This is a genomic window from uncultured Hymenobacter sp. (assembly GCF_964242765.1).
Classification (GTDB): Bacteria; Bacteroidota; Bacteroidia; order Cytophagales; family Hymenobacteraceae; genus Hymenobacter.
In genome coordinates this window covers 1-18,568 of the sequence record NZ_CAXTBM010000085.1, presented here as the reverse complement: position 1 = coordinate 18,568, position 18,568 = coordinate 1, and the positions used below count along the sequence as shown (strand labels likewise).

Sequence of the window (18,568 nt, the reverse complement as noted above, 5' to 3'; positions counted from 1 at the left end):
GCAGTAGCATACAGGTTGTTACACAAGCAGAAAGCCGATTCCCAGATCAAGGAATCGGCTTTCTGCTTGTTGGCGAATGTAGTTTTACCTTTTTAGCTAGCACCAACCGTTGCTGCCGGAACCGAGCGTAAGATTAATTGCACAGCCGCCGGTAAATCCTTCACCCGGGGTTGATACTCCACTTCTTCTTCGCCGACCAGAATGCTGCGCACGCCCGCTTTCCGGCCCGCTTCCATGTCCCGGTACCGGTCCCCAACCATCCAGCACTGCGCGGGGTCGAGGTGGAAACGGGCAATACCTTTCTCTAGCATCAGCGAATCGGGTTTGCGCAGCAGCGACTCCGAGACGCTCGGATGGGCCGGCGCAAAATAGAGGGCATCGAGCAGGTGGCCGCAAGCAGCTTGCAGTTTGGCGTGGCAAGCTTGCACGTCGGCGGCGGTGTAGAGCCCTTTGGCAATGCCCGCTTGGTTGGTGACAACGATTAGGTAATAACCCGCCTGCTTAAGCTGCGCCAAACTTTCGGGCACTCCTTCCATGACGATAAATTTGTCTGGCTCCCACACATAGTCGCCGATTTCAGTGTTGAGGACTCCGTCTCGGTCCAGGAATACGGCTTTGTTGGTAGCAGGCATGGTGGTGAGTTGGTAACACACTGAAATTCGTTGTAGACAAAGCGCGAATTTCAGTGTTTTCTTTGTTCTGTGAAGTGAAGTCTCCCTTCAGAACCATATGTGGAGCAGCTTTGCAGCCGGTGCCACCGGCGCGGTCCTATTCACAGTTTCATCCCCTTAGCTCTTCACCCTATGACCATAGCTATCCTGGGCGGCGGTATTTCGGGCCTTACGTTGGCATGGCAGCTTCAGAAAGCCGGCATTGCTTACGACTTATTCGAAGCCGAAGCTACGCCGGGTGGCTCTTTAGGCTCGGTGCGGCACCAGGATGGCTACCTGCTCGAAATCGGCCCCAACTCGCTGCAATTGAGTGATGAGCTATTGGAACTGATAACCGAGCTAGGTTTGACCAACGAAATTCAGGATGCGGCCGAGGTGAGCAAGCACCGATATGTGCTGCGCAATGGCCGCTACCAGCAGTTGCCTAGCTCGCCGCCCGCCTTGCTCGCCAACGGCTTTTTCAGCTGGAAAGCCAAATTCAGCATCCTACGCGAGTTGAACCGCCCCGCTGCCCCACTCGACCCCAACGAAACGGTAGACGCTTTTTTTCGCCGCCGTTTCGGCCCTGAGATTGTAAACTACGCCGTCAACCCGTTTATCTCGGGCATTTATGCCGGCGACCCGGCGCAGTTGCTGGTCCACAAGACGTTTAGCAAAGTAGCGGCCCTGGAACAACAGTACGGCTCGGTGCTGCGCGGCTTAGCCAAAACCGGGAGCACCGCCGGCCGCCGCCGCATCATTACGCTGCGCAACGGCATCCAACACCTTACCGACACGCTGGCCGCTCGCCTCACCCACCGTCATCCAAGCCAGCGGGTGCTGGCCCTACACCGCACCGCCGACGGTCGCTACCAGATACAGACCTCGGCAGGCATTGGCGGCTTTGCCTACGACGCGGTAGTACTGTCGGTTCCGGCTTTTGCTGCTGCCCCTTTGCTACAACCGCACTTTCCGGAAGCGGCGGCGGCGCTGGCGGCGGTGCAGTATCCGCCCATGGCGGCCGTGTACACCGCCTACCGCCGCGAGGATGTTGGCCATCCGCTCAACGGATTTGGGGCGCTCAACCCCAAAGTGGAACGGCCTTACGCCGCGGGTAGCATCTGGACTAGCTCTATCTACCCCAACCGGGTACCGGCGGGGCAGGTGCTGTTTACCACGTTTGTGGGCGGCTCGCAGTACGAAGAGCACGCCCTGCAACCGGAGGCCACTCAAAAAGCGGCTGTGCATGAAGAGCTGAGTCGTTTCTACGCCATCAAAGCGGCCCAGCCCCTTTGGCAGCACCGGTACCTGTGGAAAAAGGCCATTCCGCAGTACGACCAGCACATTGTTGCCGCCCACGCCACCACCGACGCCCTGCAAGCCCATGGTATCTGGAGCGTGGCCAACTGGCGCGGCGGCGTCGGTGTCCCCGACTGTATCCGCCACGCGCGTACTATTGCAGAGCAGCTTATAGCGGTTAGCAAGCAGCCGAAGCAGCCGTTGCCGTCAGCCTAAAACTCCACATCCTCTAGGCTAGAGGGTGCTTTCAACAACTTAGTTGTCGTTGGCACTCTCTGGCCTAGAGGATGTAAGGTTTTTAGTGAAACTTTTACTTCGCCTTGCGGATGTAGATGTTGCCGTGTAGGGTTTTCATCATGATTTCGGCGCCGCCACCGTTGATTTTACCGTAGGTCCAGTCGTCGATGCTCACGCGGTACATGCCGCCTTGGTTGGTCCGGGTTACTTTGGTTGGGCTTTTCTCCGTCACCAAGTCGAAGTCGGAATAGATTTCGCCGTGGTCTGATTTCAACTTCAGCGCTGCTTTCGAACTGCTTGGCAGTGAAACATCGACTTGCCCGTTTACGGTGGAAAAGGCCATGGGCGCGCCGGCCGTTACGTTTTTGAAGGTAGCTTTTATCGGGCCGTTCACGGTGTTGGCCACGGCTGAGCCGGACACTTGGTTTAACTGGATTGCGCCGTTGACGTTGCTGACTTCCAATTCGCCCGCCACGTTTTCAACCGTGATGTCGCCGTTTTGCACCGTGCCTACCTGCAACGAAAACCGCTGAGGTACTTTGATCACCAAATCAATAGGGTTCTTCCAGGAGTTGGTTTTAATGGAAACCTCATTGTTGTTTTCATCGGCGGTAAGGTCGAAGCTGTTGCTGGTTTCTATGCGTTTCATGCCCGCTGCGGCCGCTGGGGCACTCCGGCCCGATTGGCGGCCGGTGCGAGAAGTGGCATCAATTACCACGTCTTTGCCGTTGTAGCCCACCACGGTAATCGAGCCGCCGACCAGTCTCACGCTCACCAAACCTGGTTTGCCGGGGTTGCTAAGGGCTACAACAAGCTGTTCTTTGGTGGTAGTTTGAGCCGTTGCTGGCAGAGAGGCGCCGAACAGCACGCTTAGGCAAACGGTTTTTATAACGTTGCGCAAAGTGATTGATCTATAAGAGGACGTGTTCATTTCTGTTGCTGTTTGATGGTTACGCTGCCGTTGAGGGTTTCGAAGCGAAAATCTTTGCCGCCCTTTCCTATTCGCACGACTGTATCCTTGGTGAGTTTGTATTGGGTGCCGCTACCGGCGCTTTGTTTGTTTTGGGTGACTTGCACGGGCAGGGTTTCCGCGTTAGGGAAGTCGGTATACAGCTCGCCGTGCATGGCCTTGAAGTGGATATCCGCCGACAAATCCGCCGGGTATGTCACCTTGATTTGCCCGTTGATGGTGTTATAGGACGACGGGCCGGGTGGGTTGGCCGCGTACGTGGCTTCCAGGTTGCCGTTGATGGTGCGGGCTTTGGTGGTGCCTTTGATGTTTCGCAGAGTTACAGCTCCGTTTATATTGTAGGCGTTCATCTTGCCCGTCACGTCCTGCACCAGCACGGCACCATTGTTAATGGTCGATACGTGCAAGTTCATTTGGTAGGGCACCTTCACCACGTAATCGAAGGTATAGCGGTACTCGATGTCCTGGTGGTTGATGTTCTGGTTGCGTCGCGGCCGCGAATCGAACGGCGCTTTCATGTAGGCCACTATGCTGTCGTTGCGCTGAATGAAGTCGAGTTGCGCTTCCTTCTTGCCTACTTCCAGCGTTTGGGCGTCATCGGCCCGGATGGTTTTCGTGACTTCAATCACCAATTTGTTGCCGGCGTAGCCTTGCACGCTCACGGCTCCGTCGATGTTGTACAGGGCAAACGTGTTGCGCCCGGCATCGGTAGTCAGCGCAAATTCTTTGCTGATTTGCTCTTTGAACTCACTTTTTTGGGCCCACAGCTGGCCGCTAGACAACAATACGAGCAGCCCGATCAGGCCGGGGATGATGGAGCGTTTCATGGTAGGTTTTGGGAGTTGAAGTGGATGATTTGGTAGGCTGCCCGTCCGACAATGACTTCAGGCTTTCCTGGATTTTGCTTTTCACCGCCTCGTTCAGGTCGGGTTGGGCCAGCAGGCGGCGCAAGGGCTGCACCGAGCGTTTCTCTTGCAGCTGCACCATCACGTCGGCCAGCGCCGACTGCACCAGCGGCGACTCTTGTTGCGGCAGGGCCTGCACTAGTCCCAGCCGGACGGCAGGGTCGTAGGCTAGGGCCGCCAAGGCTTCCAGCGTGGCAAGGCGCACGTTCACGTTCTCGTCGTGGTTTAGCGTGCTTAGGAGCGCCTCTACCACTCTGGGGTTGGCACTGCTTAGCTCTTTGGTGTAGCTCACGGCTCGGAGGCGCTCCGTAGCCGACGGGTTTTCGATGAGCGTGAGCAGCATCACCTGCTGCATCTTCTCTACTTGCTTGCTCAGCGAAGCAAGTTGCTGCTGGTCGGGGCTCGTGGACCCCGCATTGCGGCTAGTGAGCCACCATCCAGCCGCTAGCCCCACTCCTACTAAGCAGAGGCTGTAAGCCAGCTGCACCACGGGCCGCGGTATTACTAGCGCCTGCAACCACTGCCGCAGACCAGTCAACGAGAATTTCGAAGCAGCCGCTTGTTCTTCCTTATAAGATGCCAGCATCGAATAGAAAGCTGGACGCATATTTTCGCTTGGCTCTGGCACCCGTACGCTGCCGAGCGTGTGCCACATTTGCTGCATGGTTTCAAGCTCCTCCTGGCACGCCGGGCAATGCGCCAGGTGTGCCCGTAAGGCGTCCTGTTCCGCCGCGGGTAGCTGCTGGTTCAGGTAGTCGATCAACTTATTTTCAGCTTGTTCGCAATTCATGACCGTCCCTTCAATTTTCAATTCGCAGGTATATTTTCTTTAGCTCGTTCATGGCCCGGTGCACGCGGACTTTCACGGCGCCTTCGCTGGTGTTCAGCACGCGGGCTATTTCCTCGTATTTCAACTCTTGAAAGCGGCTCAGCACCAACACCTCACGGTTTTCGGGGCTGAGCTTCTCCAAGGCGCGGTGCAGGGTAGCTACTTCCTGCTCCTTTTGCAGCCGCTCATCGGCGCGGGCGCCGCCGCTGATTTGTTCGGCTAGGTCGGCTACGTCGGTGTGGCGGGTAGCGTGTTGGTTTTTCTTGACGTGGTCGGCCAGTACGTTGCGGGCCAAGTGATACATCCAAGACCGAAACTCGCCTTCCCCCGTGTAGGTATGGCGGTACTTGAGCATGCGGTAAAACACGTTCTGCACCAGGTCTTCGCTGGCGTCGGCACGCCCGAGCATGTGGTAGAGAAAACCGAACAGCTTGCGATGGTAGCGCTCGAAGAGCAAGCCCATCCGGTCAGTCTCCCCGGCCTTCACCCGGAGCATAAGCGCGTTGTCTGATAGCGAATCCAACCCGATGGGAGTGAGTTTTTTGAGGTATTTGATTGTGGACACCGCCCCAACTTGGGAAGGTTACAACAAAGCCACAATTAATTTTTCCGAGTTGAATTGCAGTTTGCAGCCCGCGTAGGCTACTAGCACTTTCGCAGCCCGCTAAGCGGGAACTGGTTGACTTCATCTTGCCTGAAGAAGCTCCCGCCTGCTTCTCTCTTTTTGCACGTAATATCTCACTGAAATTGCAACTTGAGTTGCTTGCTGGTGTATCAGTAAGAGAGGCGGAAACTATCCGCGGCCCAATCTACTTTTACCTTAGTTGCCTGAGTGCCCGCAGTATAAGTTAGAGCTCGTCGCTATACCTCCTTGCAAAGTCTGCCTTCTTGTATTCGTACTCATATCTAACTTATATCTTTGGCCAATGAATGATGGGCTCGTCTTGATTCCAACCTATAATGAGCGAGAAAATGTAGAGTTGATTCTCCGCAAGGTCTTCTCATTGGCCAAGACATTCGACGTGCTTATCATCGATGATAGTTCGCCGGATGGCACGGCCGCCATTGTGCGGGGCCTGACGGCAGAATTTCCAAATCGGTTGTTTCTGGAGGAACGCAAAGGCAAGCTGGGTCTGGGCACGGCGTACATTCATGGCTTCAACTGGGCCTTGGCACGCGGCTATCAGTACATCTTCGAGATGGACGCCGACTTCTCCCACAACCCCGACGACTTGGTGCGCCTCTACGATGCCTGCGCCCACCAAGGCTACGACCTCGCCATTGGCTCCCGCTACATCCAGGGCGTCAACGTCGTGAACTGGCCCATCGACCGGGTACTGATGTCGTGGTTTGCTTCGGCCTACGTGCGCCTCATTACCGGCATGCCCATCATGGATGCCACCGCCGGCTTCAAGTGTTACACAGCCCGCGTCCTGCGCACCATCCAGCTCGACCGAATTCATTTCGTAGGGTACGCCTTTCAGATCGAGATGAAATGGCTGGCTTATAAGTACGGTTTCCGCATCAAAGAAGTCCCGATCATCTTCACTGACCGCACCCGCGGCACCTCCAAAATGAGCAAAGGCATTTTTAAGGAGGCGTTTTGGGGAGTTGTTAAGATGAAAGTGGATAGCTGGTTCCGCCGCTTTCAGCCGGTTCAGCCCAACAACCCGGTTTCCGCTACCGTCGCAACCTCGACGCCGGAAACCCGGTAAAGCCATTAGTGCCAAGGTAGCCCGCTTGCGCTTCGCGGGTTAAGTGTATCTTGCCATTGTCGCATGGAAAACACTCCTCTCTTCTGGGTAGGCTTCAACGCCTTCGTGCTGGCGATGCTCCTGCTCGATTTGCTGGTATTCAACCGTAAAGCGCACGTCGTGAAGATGCGCGAAGCGCTCAGCTGGAGCTTCTTCTGGATTGTGTTGTCGTTGTCGTTCAACTACTTCGTCTACCGCAATATGGGGCGGCAGGCCGGGTTGGAATTCCTCACGGGCTACCTCATCGAGAAGTCGCTCAGCGTCGACAACCTATTCGTCTTTCTGCTGATATTCAGTTATTTCCGAGTACCGCCGCAGTACCAACACAAGATTCTGTTCTGGGGTGTTTTGGGGGCCTTGGTTCTGCGGGCCATCTTCATTCTGGTAGGCGCGGCGCTACTGGCTAAATTCAGTTTTCTGCTGTATGTGCTCGGGGCCTTTTTAGTGTACACGGGCATCAAAATGGCTACCAATGCCGGCGAGCCCGAAATCGACCCGGATTCCAACCCAGTCGTTAAGTTTCTGAGCCGGCATTTGCCCATTACTAGCCAATTGCACGAGGGCAAGTTTTTCGTGCGCAAAGACGGCCTGCTCTTCGCCACTCCCCTGCTGGTAGTACTGGTAATGGTGGAAACCACCGACGTAGTGTTTGCCGTCGATTCCATTCCCGCCATCTTGGCCGTCTCGCGCGACACTTTTATCGTGTACACGTCCAACGTCTTTGCGTTGTTGGGGCTACGGGCGCTATATTTTGCACTGGAGGGTTTGATGCGCCTTTTTCACTATCTCCACTACGGCCTCTCGCTCATCCTCATTTTCATCGGCGGCAAGTTGCTGCTCTCCGAGGTCTACCATATGTCGATGGGCTTGTCGTTGGGCGTGGTAGGCGTCATTTTAGTGCTATCCGTTGTGGCTTCGTTGCTGTTCCCCAGGCAAGAGGAAGAAGCCGCGAAATGAGTCTGCTAGGAGTGTAGTGTCCGCCTTGGTACCTGGAGCCAGCACGCTGGCACAGCTCTATAAAGCCAGGACGACCGTGTGGTTGTGGAAGTATTTTGGTAAACAAAAAGCCTCAGCAGGTAGACACCAGGCGTTAACCGAGGGTGCTATTCCGCTAAGGCTTATGTTATGGTAGCCTTCTGAAGTGGATACCGAGCAACTTGGTGCTGTGTGAAGTTGCTAGGGTTTTGGAGCCGGGTTTGGGGTACCGCCACCTGGCTCAGTAGGAATGTTGGTGTTGACTCCTTCATCCGGCGCCTTGTTGCCGCCTAGCAAATCAATCAGGTTGAGCGGCTCGAACTCCGTGGAATCGGAGGGTTGAGTGGCGCGCACGGTGTCGCGCACGGCGCGGAAGATGGAGCCATGGGCGCGGCCAGGGAAGTTCAAAGAGTAGTCAACACTCTCGTAGTCGCCTTGCGAAATCAGGCCCTTGCTGGCCATAAGTTTGGCAATGAGCCGGTGGAAATATCGGGCGCTACTGCGCATCTCGCCATACTGGTTGAAAGACCGTTGATAGTACTTCGGCCGTGGGATGATGCTGGCCAGATACAAGCTCTCCGATAGATTTAAGTTGTCAGGCGACTTGTTGAAATAGAATTCGGCTGCTTCGCTCGCGCCGTATACTTTCGGGCCCCACTCGATGATGTTCAGATACACCTCGAACATTCGTTCTTTGGAAACCAAGCGCGTATTTTCCAGCAGCCACACAATCAGGGCTTCTTCAATTTTACGAGTCACGGTTTTCTGCCGGGTCAGAAATACGTTCTTCACCAACTGCATGGAAATCGTGCTGCCACCGCGGGCAAAGCGCTTTTCCTTGATGTTCTGGATAGCCGACTTCACGAAAGCCTTTTCCATAAAGCCCCGGTGGGTGAGGAAACGTGGGTCCTCGGCCGTCATGATGGCCGCCTTCAAGTAGTCGGATACCTCATCGTAAGAAACGAACTCCGGGTTGGAAGGACCAACGGCAAACGTCTTAATAGAGTCTCCTTTGTCGTTGTAGGCAGTGTAGTAGAACTCTTGGTTGAGCTTATTAAGGTCTTCGCGCCCCATGCGGGTGATGCGGAAGTTCTTGGGTGTTAAGCCAGACGAGAAACGCAGGCTGTCGATTTGGTTCATATCCAAATCAAGGTGCATCCGGTACTTGAGCGTGCCTTCGCCTTGCATTCCGGTGAGGCTATTAAACATGTTCTCGGGCAGGGCCGCAAAGAACGTGTTGGCGGGTGTTTCAGCCGATACAATATCGGCCTTCACCTGCAAGCCTGCTAGCGTCTCGCGCCGGTTACGCAGGCCATTAATCATCTTGCCCACCACGCGCTGGTTGAGCGGCAACTTACGTACACTTATTACCGGGAAGAACTCCATCCGGTTCAGCGTCACCTTGGTGCCTTCGTCTAGCGAGGCAAACGCTTGGCCTAAGCGGGCCACGAAGTCGATGCCACCGCGCGGGAAGCGCACGTCGCGGTCGGAGAGCCGCCAATGATTCACGATGAAGTTGGCCGCCGACGCCGTGCCACGCACCGTCAATTCATCGTCCGACAAATCTTTGTCGCTCAAACTGAAACGCAGGGTATCGAACTGCACCTTGGCCCCATAGCGCCGCCGCACATACGGCAGCGTGACCGGCCGCCGGCCTAGGCCAAATATCTCGGCATTCAAAGCATAGTCGCCGGGCTCGATGTGGCCCTGAACGCCCACGCGGTTTTCCACCGAATCAACTACAGCGGTTAGCTCGCCCTGAATGTCGCCATCCTCAATAGCGAGCTGCGGCATCACAATACGTGCTTGGTGGCGCGGACTGGTATAGGTGACTAAGAAATTGCGGAAATTCGCTTCTCCGGGCACGTTATCGAAGCTAGCCTCCAGCAATTGGTTGACCAGCAGCGCGTAATTAGTGCCCTTGGTGGTGTCGCGGGGTACTGCTGGCGTGGAGCCCTTCTTTTTGTAGAGGAAAGAGTAGTTATCGGAACGAGTCGTTTTACGGGCCGTAAGGCGCGCATCACTGATTTCAAGGTTGCTGAACACGGGCCGGGCCGCAAACAAGGACCGTAAACTCAACGATACCGTCATTTGGCGTGCCTGTAGCAATGTATCGGATGGGCTGGCCTTGGGCACCAAACTCATTCCATCGATGCGTACGGTCTTCAGGTTGGTGAAACGGGCTTCGCCTAGCGTGAATGTCACGGGGTATTTACGCTCCACTTTTGCTTTCACTTGCGCCAGTGCATATGTCAGCAGCGCTTGGCGCTTAAGCAAGAAAATCGTTAGGCCCACGGCCAGCAGCGCCGCGACAATACCAAGGCCAATACCTATTTTTTTCTTTGTTGCTGGAGTCACGCGAACAGTCAGAGAGGAAAGAATTTCGTGGCCGTGCCTGGCCAGATTCATGCCAAACCAGCCACCGCCCGAAATACAAAGGTAGCGAAAAAGGCCGCGCCCGTTCAGGCTGCGCGTAGCCTTTCGCTACCTTTGGCGCTTCAGGCCAACTCTTTCCCTGCATGTCTACTGCTGCTGACTACTCCGCACTCACGCCCCTGACCGCTGTTTCGCCCCTCGATGGTCGCTACCGCCGCCAAACCACTCCCTTGGCTCCCTACTTCTCGGAACTGGCTTTGATTCGGTATCGGGTGTTGGTGGAAGTGGAATATTTTATTGCGCTGTGCGAGTTTCCGCTACCCCAGCTGCAAGGGGTGGACGCTGGTATCTTCAGCGAGTTGCGCAGCATCTATACCAGCTTTTCGGTAGCCGACGCCGAGGCCGTGAAAGCGCACGAAAAGGTTACCAACCACGATGTAAAGGCAGTAGAGTACTTCCTGCGCGACCGGTTTACGGCTCTCGGCTTAGGCAGTTACCTGGAGTTCATTCACTTCGGCCTTACTTCTCAGGACATCAACAACACGGCCATTCCGCTCAGCTTGCAGCACGCGCTTATTCACGCGCTGTTGCCGGCGTATGCGCAGGTTCGCAATCAGCTAGCGGAGCGTGCCACCGAGTGGACTACTGTACCGATGCTGGCGCGTACGCACGGCCAGCCCGCCTCGCCCACGCGCCTTGGCAAAGAAATTCAGGTGTTCGTGGCTCGTCTTGATGCGCAGGTAGCCTTGTTAGGGCAGGTGCCGTTTGCAGCCAAGTTTGGCGGGGCCACCGGCAACTTCAACGCCCACCACGTAGCCTACCCTCACCACGACTGGCACCAGTTTGCCCAGCAGTTCGTGGAAGGCCGTCTGGGCATGAGCCGCAGCTTCCCCACCACCCAAATCGAGCACTACGACCACCTCGCAGCTCTCTGCGACGCGCTAAAGCGCCTCAACACCATTCTTATCGACCTAGCTCGCGACGTGTGGCAGTACATCGCCATGGGCTACTTCCGCCAAACGGTGAAGGCCGGTGAGGTCGGTTCGTCGGCCATGCCGCACAAAGTCAATCCCATTGATTTTGAAAACGCTGAAGGCAACCTGGGGCTAGCCAACGCGGTACTGGAACACCTGTCAGCGAAGCTGCCCATTTCTCGCTTGCAACGGGACCTCACCGACTCCACGGTTCTGCGCAACCTGGGCGTGCCGCTCGGCCACACGCTCATCGCCCTTACTTCCTTATTACGCGGCCTCAACAAGCTGGCCCTCAATGAAGAAGCCCTGCGCCGGGACCTTGATGCCAACTGGCCTGTAGTAGCCGAAGCAATCCAAACTATTCTGCGCCGCGAGAATTATCCCGATCCTTATAACGCCCTCAAAGCCCTGACTCGCACGGGCGGTGCCATTTCAGAAGCTACCATTCGGGAGTTCATCGAAACGCTGGACGTGAGTGAGGAAGTGAAACACGAATTGCGAAGCATTTCGCCGACAAATTACGTGGGTGTATAAATACCTAACCGAGTTAACCACCGTGTTTCTAATGGTTTTATAGATGGGTCAGAAAGCGGCCAGAAACACGCCGTATTGAACATCAAGCGGGCTATTTATCTTCGTGGCTCCTAACTGCGCTTCCATGCCCAATCTGAACGGTAGTACCGTCCATCCCGATTGCCGCCATTTTCGTGGTGATATGCCCTGCCGCCCCAACAAAGAGCATGGTTACGTTTGTGCCGACTGTCCGGTGTATGCGCCTGTTGAGCAGCGCGTTCTTATCATTAAGCTCGGGGCCATTGGGGACGTAATTCGCACTACGCCGTTGCTGCGGCGGCTGCGCCAAGAGTACCCAGCCGCTAAAATCACTTGGCTGACGCTCACGCCTGCCATCCTGCCGCAAGGCGCCATCGACGAGATTCTGAAGCTGGACTTGCCGTCGGTACTGCACCTGCAAGCCCGCGAATTCGACTTGCTTTTCAATCTTGATAAGGATAAGGAAGCTTGCGCCCTGCACGACACCATCCGGGCCACGCATAAATTTGGCTACACGCTCCACCCGGCTGGGGTGGCCTGGCCGGGCAATGCCCGCGCGGAGCATAAGTTTTTGACCGGCGTATTTGACCAGCTAAGCTTGGCAAACCAGAAGCCGTACGTGCAGGAAATCTTTGAATTGTGCGGCTTCGAGTTTCGAGGGGAAGAGTATGTTTTCGACACCCACGAAGATAAAGGCTACAATTGGGAAGCTTTACCCCAAAGCCAGCCACGCATCGGCCTGAATACCGGCTGTGGCGACCGGTGGACAACCCGCCTGTGGTCGGATACTCAATGGATTGCCTTAATTACACAACTTCAGCAGGCCGGTTACGCTCCAGTGTTGCTTGGTGGCACGGCCGAAGAGGAGCGAAATCAGCGTCTGCATGCTGCTACGGGGGCTTGTTACCCCGGCACCTTCCCACTAGAGCAGTTCATCAACTTGATGCACCAAATGGACGGCATCGTAACGCAGGTAACCATGGCTATGCACATCAGCATTGCCTTGGCTAAGCCTACTATTCTGATGAACAACATCTTCAACCCTTACGAATTTGACCTTTATGGCCGGGGCCAACTCGTGCAGCCCGACCGTGCGTGTGTTTGTTTTTACCGAGGCACTTGCAAGCTCGGCACTAGTTGTATGGAAGATCTGCCGGCAGAAAAAGTATTTAAAGCCGTGCTAGAGAGCGTACCACAGGCTAGGTAAGCTGCGCTTTTCGTCAGATTCAGTGATGGTATGAGAATTAATCAGCGCCCGAGCCTTCCGGAGCCAGTATGCGAAAACAAGTACCAGCGTGACGGTAGATAATACTTTTCACTCAGATACAGACTTGTTGGTGCCTCTCAAACCGAGTGCTGCCAGGTCTATAACGCCTCAAAGTCCCGCTACTGCTTTCAATGCCTTTACCATCTCACTCCACGAGAATTGCTTCTTCTGCTCTCGTACGCCCACCGCAAATTCAGCTTCGCGGTGATGTTCGTAAAAGTCCACTAGGGCATCCGCTATAGCTTTTGCGGTAGGCTTTACAACATAGCCCACTTGGCCATCCGGAATTAGCTCGGCCAATCCGCCCACATCCGTCACAAGCATGGGCCGTTCGAAGTGGTAGGCAATTTGGGATACGCCACTTTGCGTGGCGTTCTTGTAGGGTTGCACCACTATATCGGCAGCACAAAAGTAGTCTACTACTCGTTCATTCGGAATAAAATCGGTAGCACGTATCAAACGGCTTTCCAGGTTATACTGCTGAATTAGAGCTTCGTACGGTGTGGCATCTTCGTAGTACTCGCCAGCTATAACTAGCTTGATAGGCAAAGCAGCCAGCCGGGTATCGGCAAAAGCCTCCAGCATGATATCCAGCCCCTTATACGCTCGGATAAAGCCAAAAAACAGCAAATACCCATAGCGCGAATCAAGCTGTAAAGCTTGTACGGCCTCGGCTTTCAACTTCAAAGGACCGAAATTATCGTAGAGTGGATGGGGCTTATACTGCGCAGGCTGCTTGAAATGTAAACGACGCAAATCGGCTAATACTGCTCGGCTCATGGTCACAAACCCGTGACAGGCAGCAAGAAAGTATCGCGTAAACGGTCGGTCACCGGGGCGCTTCTCGTGGGGAATAACGTTGTCGGTAATAGCCACGATTCGGGTGTGGCGGTTGCCGCGAATGCGCCGCGCAATGGTACCTAGAGCGGGCCCCATGAATGGCAACCAAAATCGGAAAATCACTAGGTCGGGTTTCTCACGACGAAGTTTCTCTCCTACTCGCCACCAAGTCCACGGATTCACAGAATTGATGCTGACTTCAATAGCCAAGTCAGACGGACCGGCTTCCTTACTGAACTGCGTTTGGCCAGGGAACAGAAAGTCAGGGTATTGCAGGGAAAAGGTCACCAGCTTTACCTCGTCACCGGCTTCACGGAAAGCCCGGGCCAGCCGTTCGTTGTAAGTAGCTAGCCCCCCCCGTAGTGGATAGGCCGGACCAATGATGACAACTTTCATTTAACAAGTAGCAACTACCAAGCCGTCTAGCATCCGGCAAGCGGCACGGATGCTAACCACTAATTGGTTGAGGGCGAATGAATGGAATTTACCCGGTCGCGCACCAGATAATCGTTACGGTTGGGCCCATTGAGTTGAATTAACTCTGCCAAGAAACCGGTCAGGAACAACACTACTCCAACTATCACAGCCACCAAAGCCAGAAAAAACAGGGGCTGATCGGTTACGTTGCGCGCCTTCAGATTATGGAAAGCCAAGTATACCTTTTCCCCCACCAACCACAGTGTAATCAGCATTCCGAGCACAAACGACAACGTTCCCATCGTCCCGAAGAAGTGCATCGGCCGCCGCCGGAACCGGCTCACGAACGTAATGCTCAGCAAATCGAGAAAGCCGTAGACGAAACGCTCCAGCCCAAACTTAGTGACGCCGTATTTCCGCTCCTGATGCTGCACCACCTTCTCGCCAATCTTGCGGAAGCCGGCCCACTTAGCAATCACCGGAATGTACCGGTGCATTTCGCCATACACCTCAATGCTTTTCACAACCCGTTGGTTGTAAGCCTTTAATCCACAATTAAAGTCATGCAACTGGATGCCCGAAATCCAGCGTGTTACCCCATTGAACAGCTTGGTCGGAATAGTTTTCGAGAGAGGATCGTAGCGTTTCTGCTTCCAGCCACTCACTAGGTCGAAACCGTCCTTGGTTATCATCCGGTACAGTTCCGGCAGCTCTTCCGGTGAGTCCTGCAAGTCGGCATCCATGGTGCATACCACCCGGCCCATTGTCTCGCGGAAACCCACGTTCAAGGCTGCCGATTTTCCATAATTGCGGTTAAAGCGGATACCTCGCACATGGGTATTCGTTTCCGCCAAATCCTCGATTACCTCCCAAGAATTATCCGTCGAACCGTCATCAACCAAGATAACTTCATACGTTAGACCATGTTGGGCTAGCACCCGATGAATCCAACTTGTCAGCTCAGGCAAGGATTCAGCCTCATTGAGCAATGGGACTACAATAGACAATTCAACTGGAAACGAATGCGAAGGGCGCTTACTCAAACTCGGGGCGAGGATTTTTAGTAACGGCTGAAATAACTAAAGAGGTAAGGAACCCCATCAACACAATCATAAACAGCACCATAGCAACCATCATCGGGCCATTCATAAACTTGGCTGTCCAACCCATTGCTTGGTCAATCTGAGCATCCGACATTTTGCCTTGGGTTTCCATGTCAGCGCGAGCTTTTTCGAGAAGACGTGCAGTGAAACCAGTATCAATAAAGTTGATGTAGATATAGCTGAAAATGGCGCTCAACACGCCTACCACTACGGAAAGGATAGTACCGATACCTAGCCCTTGTCCATACGTCAGGAAACCGCCATTCTGCTGCTTAAAAAACTTATGCGCCAATACTATACCAACTATAAGTATTACCGTGGTCAGCCACCGGGCCGGACTTTGTTCCAGCCCCAGCATGTTCAACACAAACGAAACAATGACTGATACCAGTCCGGTAAGGATGCCATAGCGAATAGCAACGGCGCTGGTCGAAACGGGGGTAGCAGTATTTTCCATGTCGAAGTAGTTAAGATGGTTTTCGTCGAGAAAAATACGCATTTGGCACTCTATTTCCGCAAGAATATCGCGCCCGGAACACTTAACAACAACCCAACTAAAAACTTTCTTACATAATCATCAGTGGCCAGATCTTGCGCCGAATAAGCCAAGTTACGATACGCCTGCTCGTAATGCTGACGACCATTCTTTTCCTTTAAAAACATGGGCTTGGCTTGTTTCAGTAGCTGCCGCATCTCGGTTAAGTGACGCGCAATAGGTTCTGGTCCCGTGCTTCGGGCAAAAACGTATACGCTAGAGGCCGACACTACCGCCGCAAAAAGCGTAATTAATAACCCTGTTCCAACAGAGCGCAAAAGGCCCGGCCCCTCTGGTTTGAAATACCGCCGCAACCGCCACTGCCCCAGCAATACAGCTACTGGTGGCACAAAAATGGACATAAGCCGTTTGGGGCCGTAGGGATTGTTGCCGGCCAGATACAGTCCGACCACCCAAAGAGCACATATTACACCTGCGCCAACTCCATAGAGCAGGGCTGTCCGCAAAACAGGTTTTTCCGATGAAACTGAAGCTTCCAAGCTATCCAGACTAATGAGGTGGCAAGATACAAGGACTTCCGCTACGCATTATTGTCAGGCAGCGACTGCTGTTGCCTCTACAGCCCTAGGTTGCCGAAAAAAGCGAAGCAATAGTACCTCTGCCAGCAAGCATGCTAACGCAATCCACAAGCAGTACTGCCACAGCGGAGTGCCCACACGCTCCGTCCGATACTTTGCCGCCACCGACTCACCGGTGCTGGCATCATACACATGAATATTAAGTCGGTTCGCCCCGATAAGTTGCCGTAGTTCAGCAGCAGAATAAGCCGCCAGCTCCGATTCTCTTTTATCGAAGTTGAAGGCCACGGTGGCTACGCTTTGGCCGTTACGCGTCAGAGTATAAAATCCGGGCTCCCGCATCTCAGCAGGCACGTCGAACCGTAGCACACCTGCTTGTAATCGCTGGCTCGGGATGAATGTCAAACTGTCCTTATTAAGCTTGAACACCTGCTCCGTTTCCCTAGCTGCTGTCACTTGCTCTGCTACATTCAAGGCAATTGTACCCTGATTCAAACGATAAGCCGGCTGCTGCTGACGCTGATAGCTTTGCATAGCGAGCCGGTACATTACCGGCACAAATAGAGCATGTTGCGTGAAATCCGAGTAAGCATTGTCAAACGGCGCCGCGAACAGATACACAGTGCCCTTGCCACTGGGGTAGCTGGCCAAGAAACCATCTCCATCGCGCATCCGCATGATATCCGCACCTGAACGTGACCAACGCAAAACCGGACTCGCTTTCGGCATGACCGGCTGCCGGTTTTGTGCCCCGAATACATCTTTAAAAAAAGGATTCTGAGGGGTAGGCACTGCTACTTCACGGAGTACCGGCGCTACTCCAACTCTCTCCCATTCTACCGGCCCAATACCTAATTCATCAAATAACTGATCATACGACGCACGGCCTGCAGACCCAACTGGGGGCACGATCACAACAGAACCTCCTCTCTGCACCACTCGCCTTAAACTTTCTCGTACCCCAGCATCAATGCGCTCTTGGTCTTGGAGAACAACTAAACTGGCTTCTTCAACTTGCCTATAATCCGAGCTACCTGGCTTTGCAGTTCCATAGGAAAATAATGGTTCATTAGCGTACAGTTGGCGCGTGGCAGTAGCTTTTGTCGCTACATCCAACACCTTAATTTTTGGTGATGGCTGCAACGTGAAATAAAATTTGTTGTCAAACACGACTGGGTAATCCTCCAACTCAACCCTGCACTGAGTTAGCTGCTCTCCTTCCAGACGCACACGCACTGTAGTTGTTACCGGTTTATCCAGGGGTACTACTGCTCTGAATACCGCAGCCTGTTTTCCGCCTACGTATAATTTTGCTTGGCAATTATTCACGGCTACACCGCCGCCATTTCTTAAGCGGATCCGCAATAAAATATCTGTGTTACTGCGAACAAAGGCATCATCCAACCATACACTATCAACAAAAACATTCTGTACTTCCTTGCCCCCTATAGGCACTAAAAACACCTGTTGTGTGGAATCCAGCTTGTTTAATGTTTGTGTTGAGAAACTATTCTTTTGAAAATCCGAAAAAACAAAAACTTGCTCAGCGTTCCTGCCTTCTGCCTGTAGTCTTGGCACACTATTTCCTATTGCATCACCTTGGCCCGATACCTGCAATTTGTCTATAACCACCTGGTATGCAGCAGCTGAAAGTGGCTGAGCAAGTTCATGAGGCACTACGAAACTGGTAGTGGCAGAATACGCAGTAGGAAGTTCTCGAGCCTGTTTAACAGCTTGCTCAAATAAGGATTGTTCGTCGTTCTCTCCAGCTTGCATACTAGGTGAAGTATCTACCACCACACCTACGCTAGAGCTACTATTTGCATCTTTTATCGGAGCTGGTATATACGGCTGAATAAACATCAACACCAGGAAAGTCAAAAATCCAATTCGTGCTAGCAGCACCAACAAATGCTTGAGCTTGCGCTGCCGAGCAGTTACTAACTTGACCTCTTTGATGAAGCTTACATTAGTAAACAGCACCCTCTTTGGTCGCCGAAGCTCAAATAGATGAATTGCTATTGGAATCGCTAATGACAGCAAGCCTAGTAAAAACCATGGATATGTTAAAGCCATTGTAGTCTGGTGTGTTTATGAAGATAGACACAATACTTGCTCTTAAAAACGCTCCCCTTGCACAAGAAAAGCCTTCTACTTTGTAACACGTCTATTCGTAGACCCTGCCGAATACTGTTCAGAAAAAATGTAGTAACAAGCATATAAGCTTCTTTTCTAATATCTGAGAATACATTTAAGCATTTCAGAAACGAGTATGCCCCTCGACGGCGGGACCGGAGGGGCATACTGGGGACTAAGTAAGGTTGGCGGCGACCGACTCTCCCACCG

General features: G+C 53.7%; 16 protein-coding genes. 5 read left to right on the top strand and 11 right to left on the bottom strand.

Features of this window, described 5'->3' with window-relative positions; all coding sequences use genetic code 11:
• Positions 1–92: 92 nt before the first annotated feature.
• Positions 93–632, bottom strand: a complete 540-nt coding sequence (locus ACFE7X_RS22640) for a D-glycero-alpha-D-manno-heptose-1,7-bisphosphate 7-phosphatase (protein ID WP_375437959.1) — start codon at positions 630–632, stop codon at positions 93–95.
• A 171-nt stretch (positions 633–803) separates the two neighbouring features.
• Between ACFE7X_RS22640 and hemG the strand changes: the two genes are divergently transcribed.
• On the top strand, positions 804–2,165 hold the full coding sequence (hemG, locus tag ACFE7X_RS22635) for a protoporphyrinogen oxidase (RefSeq protein WP_375437958.1): 1,362 nt from the start codon (positions 804–806) through the stop codon (positions 2,163–2,165).
• 94 nt (positions 2,166–2,259) lie between these two features.
• On the opposite strand, the gene ACFE7X_RS22630 is transcribed toward hemG, so the two are convergent.
• Genes ACFE7X_RS22630 through ACFE7X_RS22615 form a run of 4 tightly spaced genes read right to left on the bottom strand, consistent with a single transcriptional unit; the run spans position 2,260 to position 5,386 of the window.
• Positions 2,260–3,087 carry a DUF4097 domain-containing protein gene (locus ACFE7X_RS22630; protein ID WP_375437957.1) on the bottom strand — a complete coding sequence of 276 codons (828 nt, stop codon included), beginning with the start codon at positions 3,085–3,087 and terminating at the stop codon, positions 2,260–2,262.
• A 26-nt stretch (positions 3,088–3,113) separates the two neighbouring features.
• Positions 3,114–3,983: a hypothetical protein gene (locus tag ACFE7X_RS22625; protein ID WP_375437956.1), complete on the bottom strand. Its 870-nt coding sequence runs from the start codon at positions 3,981–3,983 to the stop codon at positions 3,114–3,116.
• Positions 3,931–4,851: a HEAT repeat domain-containing protein gene (locus ACFE7X_RS22620; RefSeq protein ID WP_375437955.1), complete on the bottom strand. Its 921-nt coding sequence runs from the start codon at positions 4,849–4,851 to the stop codon at positions 3,931–3,933. The genes ACFE7X_RS22625 and ACFE7X_RS22620 overlap by 53 nt, the downstream gene beginning before the upstream one ends.
• A gap of 10 nt (positions 4,852–4,861) precedes the next feature.
• Entirely contained in the window at positions 4,862–5,386 is a 525-nt protein-coding gene (locus ACFE7X_RS22615) for an RNA polymerase sigma factor (protein ID WP_375437960.1), read from the bottom strand.
• Positions 5,387–5,816: 430 nt separating this feature from the next.
• Here ACFE7X_RS22615 and ACFE7X_RS22610 point away from each other — a divergent pair, with 430 nt between their 5' ends.
• Positions 5,817–6,605 carry a polyprenol monophosphomannose synthase gene (locus ACFE7X_RS22610; RefSeq protein ID WP_375437954.1) on the top strand — a complete coding sequence of 263 codons (789 nt, stop codon included), beginning with the start codon at positions 5,817–5,819 and terminating at the stop codon, positions 6,603–6,605.
• A 63-nt stretch (positions 6,606–6,668) separates the two neighbouring features.
• Entirely contained in the window at positions 6,669–7,601 is a 933-nt protein-coding gene (locus ACFE7X_RS22605; RefSeq protein ID WP_375437953.1) for a TerC family protein, read from the top strand.
• A 219-nt stretch (positions 7,602–7,820) separates the two neighbouring features.
• On the opposite strand, the gene ACFE7X_RS22600 is transcribed toward ACFE7X_RS22605, so the two are convergent.
• Positions 7,821–9,977, bottom strand: coding sequence for a transglycosylase domain-containing protein (locus ACFE7X_RS22600; protein ID WP_375437952.1), 2,157 nt, complete (start codon positions 9,975–9,977; stop codon positions 7,821–7,823).
• 161 nt (positions 9,978–10,138) lie between these two features.
• Between ACFE7X_RS22600 and purB the strand changes: the two genes are divergently transcribed.
• Both purB and ACFE7X_RS22590 read left to right on the top strand, forming a co-directional pair.
• Entirely contained in the window at positions 10,139–11,503 is a 1,365-nt protein-coding gene (gene purB / locus ACFE7X_RS22595; protein ID WP_375437951.1) for an adenylosuccinate lyase, read from the top strand.
• Positions 11,504–11,627: 124 nt separating this feature from the next.
• Positions 11,628–12,728 (top strand): glycosyltransferase family 9 protein, encoded by a 1,101-nt coding sequence (locus ACFE7X_RS22590; RefSeq protein WP_375437950.1) that lies wholly within the window; start codon positions 11,628–11,630, stop codon positions 12,726–12,728.
• A 168-nt stretch (positions 12,729–12,896) separates the two neighbouring features.
• Here ACFE7X_RS22590 and ACFE7X_RS22585 read toward each other — a convergent pair whose 3' ends face one another.
• The 5 genes from ACFE7X_RS22585 to ACFE7X_RS22565 are packed head-to-tail and all read right to left on the bottom strand — an operon-like array spanning position 12,897 to position 18,298.
• The gene (locus ACFE7X_RS22585) at positions 12,897–14,024 is read right to left on the bottom strand and encodes a glycosyltransferase (protein WP_375437949.1); all 1,128 of its coding nucleotides are present in this window, start codon (positions 14,022–14,024) and stop codon (positions 12,897–12,899) included.
• A 59-nt stretch (positions 14,025–14,083) separates the two neighbouring features.
• On the bottom strand, positions 14,084–15,052 hold the full coding sequence (locus ACFE7X_RS22580) for a glycosyltransferase family 2 protein (RefSeq protein WP_375437948.1): 969 nt from the start codon (positions 15,050–15,052) through the stop codon (positions 14,084–14,086).
• Positions 15,053–15,080: 28 nt separating this feature from the next.
• Complete coding sequence (locus tag ACFE7X_RS22575) at positions 15,081–15,647, bottom strand: DUF4199 domain-containing protein (RefSeq protein WP_375437947.1); 567 nt, start codon at positions 15,645–15,647, stop codon at positions 15,081–15,083.
• Between the two features lie 8 nt (positions 15,648–15,655).
• On the bottom strand, positions 15,656–16,183 hold the full coding sequence (locus ACFE7X_RS22570) for a DUF4199 domain-containing protein (protein ID WP_375437946.1): 528 nt from the start codon (positions 16,181–16,183) through the stop codon (positions 15,656–15,658).
• A 54-nt stretch (positions 16,184–16,237) separates the two neighbouring features.
• A complete protein-coding gene (locus ACFE7X_RS22565; RefSeq protein ID WP_375437945.1) occupies positions 16,238–18,298 on the bottom strand; it encodes a BatA domain-containing protein in 2,061 nt (686 codons plus the stop codon).
• Between the last annotated feature and the right edge of the window lie 270 nt (positions 18,299–18,568).

Bases quoted from the DNA above. Each gene is read 5' to 3' on its own strand.
- ACFE7X_RS22565 (WP_375437945.1), bottom strand. From the start codon at position 18,298: ATGGCTTTAACATATCCATGGTTTTTACTAGGCTTGCTGTCATTAGCG.
- ACFE7X_RS22575 (WP_375437947.1), bottom strand. From the start codon at position 15,647: ATGCGTATTTTTCTCGACGAAAACCATCTTAACTACTTCGACATGGAA.
- purB (WP_375437951.1), top strand. From the start codon at position 10,139: ATGTCTACTGCTGCTGACTACTCCGCACTCACGCCCCTGACCGCTGTT.
- ACFE7X_RS22640 (WP_375437959.1), bottom strand. From the start codon at position 632: ATGCCTGCTACCAACAAAGCCGTATTCCTGGACCGAGACGGAGTCCTC.
- ACFE7X_RS22625 (WP_375437956.1), bottom strand. From the start codon at position 3,983: ATGAAACGCTCCATCATCCCCGGCCTGATCGGGCTGCTCGTATTGTTG.
- ACFE7X_RS22585 (WP_375437949.1), bottom strand. From the start codon at position 14,024: ATGAAAGTTGTCATCATTGGTCCGGCCTATCCACTACGGGGGGGGCTA.
- ACFE7X_RS22620 (WP_375437955.1), bottom strand. From the start codon at position 4,851: ATGAATTGCGAACAAGCTGAAAATAAGTTGATCGACTACCTGAACCAG.
- hemG (WP_375437958.1), top strand. From the start codon at position 804: ATGACCATAGCTATCCTGGGCGGCGGTATTTCGGGCCTTACGTTGGCA.
- ACFE7X_RS22590 (WP_375437950.1), top strand. From the start codon at position 11,628: ATGCCCAATCTGAACGGTAGTACCGTCCATCCCGATTGCCGCCATTTT.
- ACFE7X_RS22615 (WP_375437960.1), bottom strand. From the start codon at position 5,386: ATGCTCCGGGTGAAGGCCGGGGAGACTGACCGGATGGGCTTGCTCTTC.
- ACFE7X_RS22605 (WP_375437953.1), top strand. From the start codon at position 6,669: ATGGAAAACACTCCTCTCTTCTGGGTAGGCTTCAACGCCTTCGTGCTG.
- ACFE7X_RS22610 (WP_375437954.1), top strand. From the start codon at position 5,817: ATGAATGATGGGCTCGTCTTGATTCCAACCTATAATGAGCGAGAAAAT.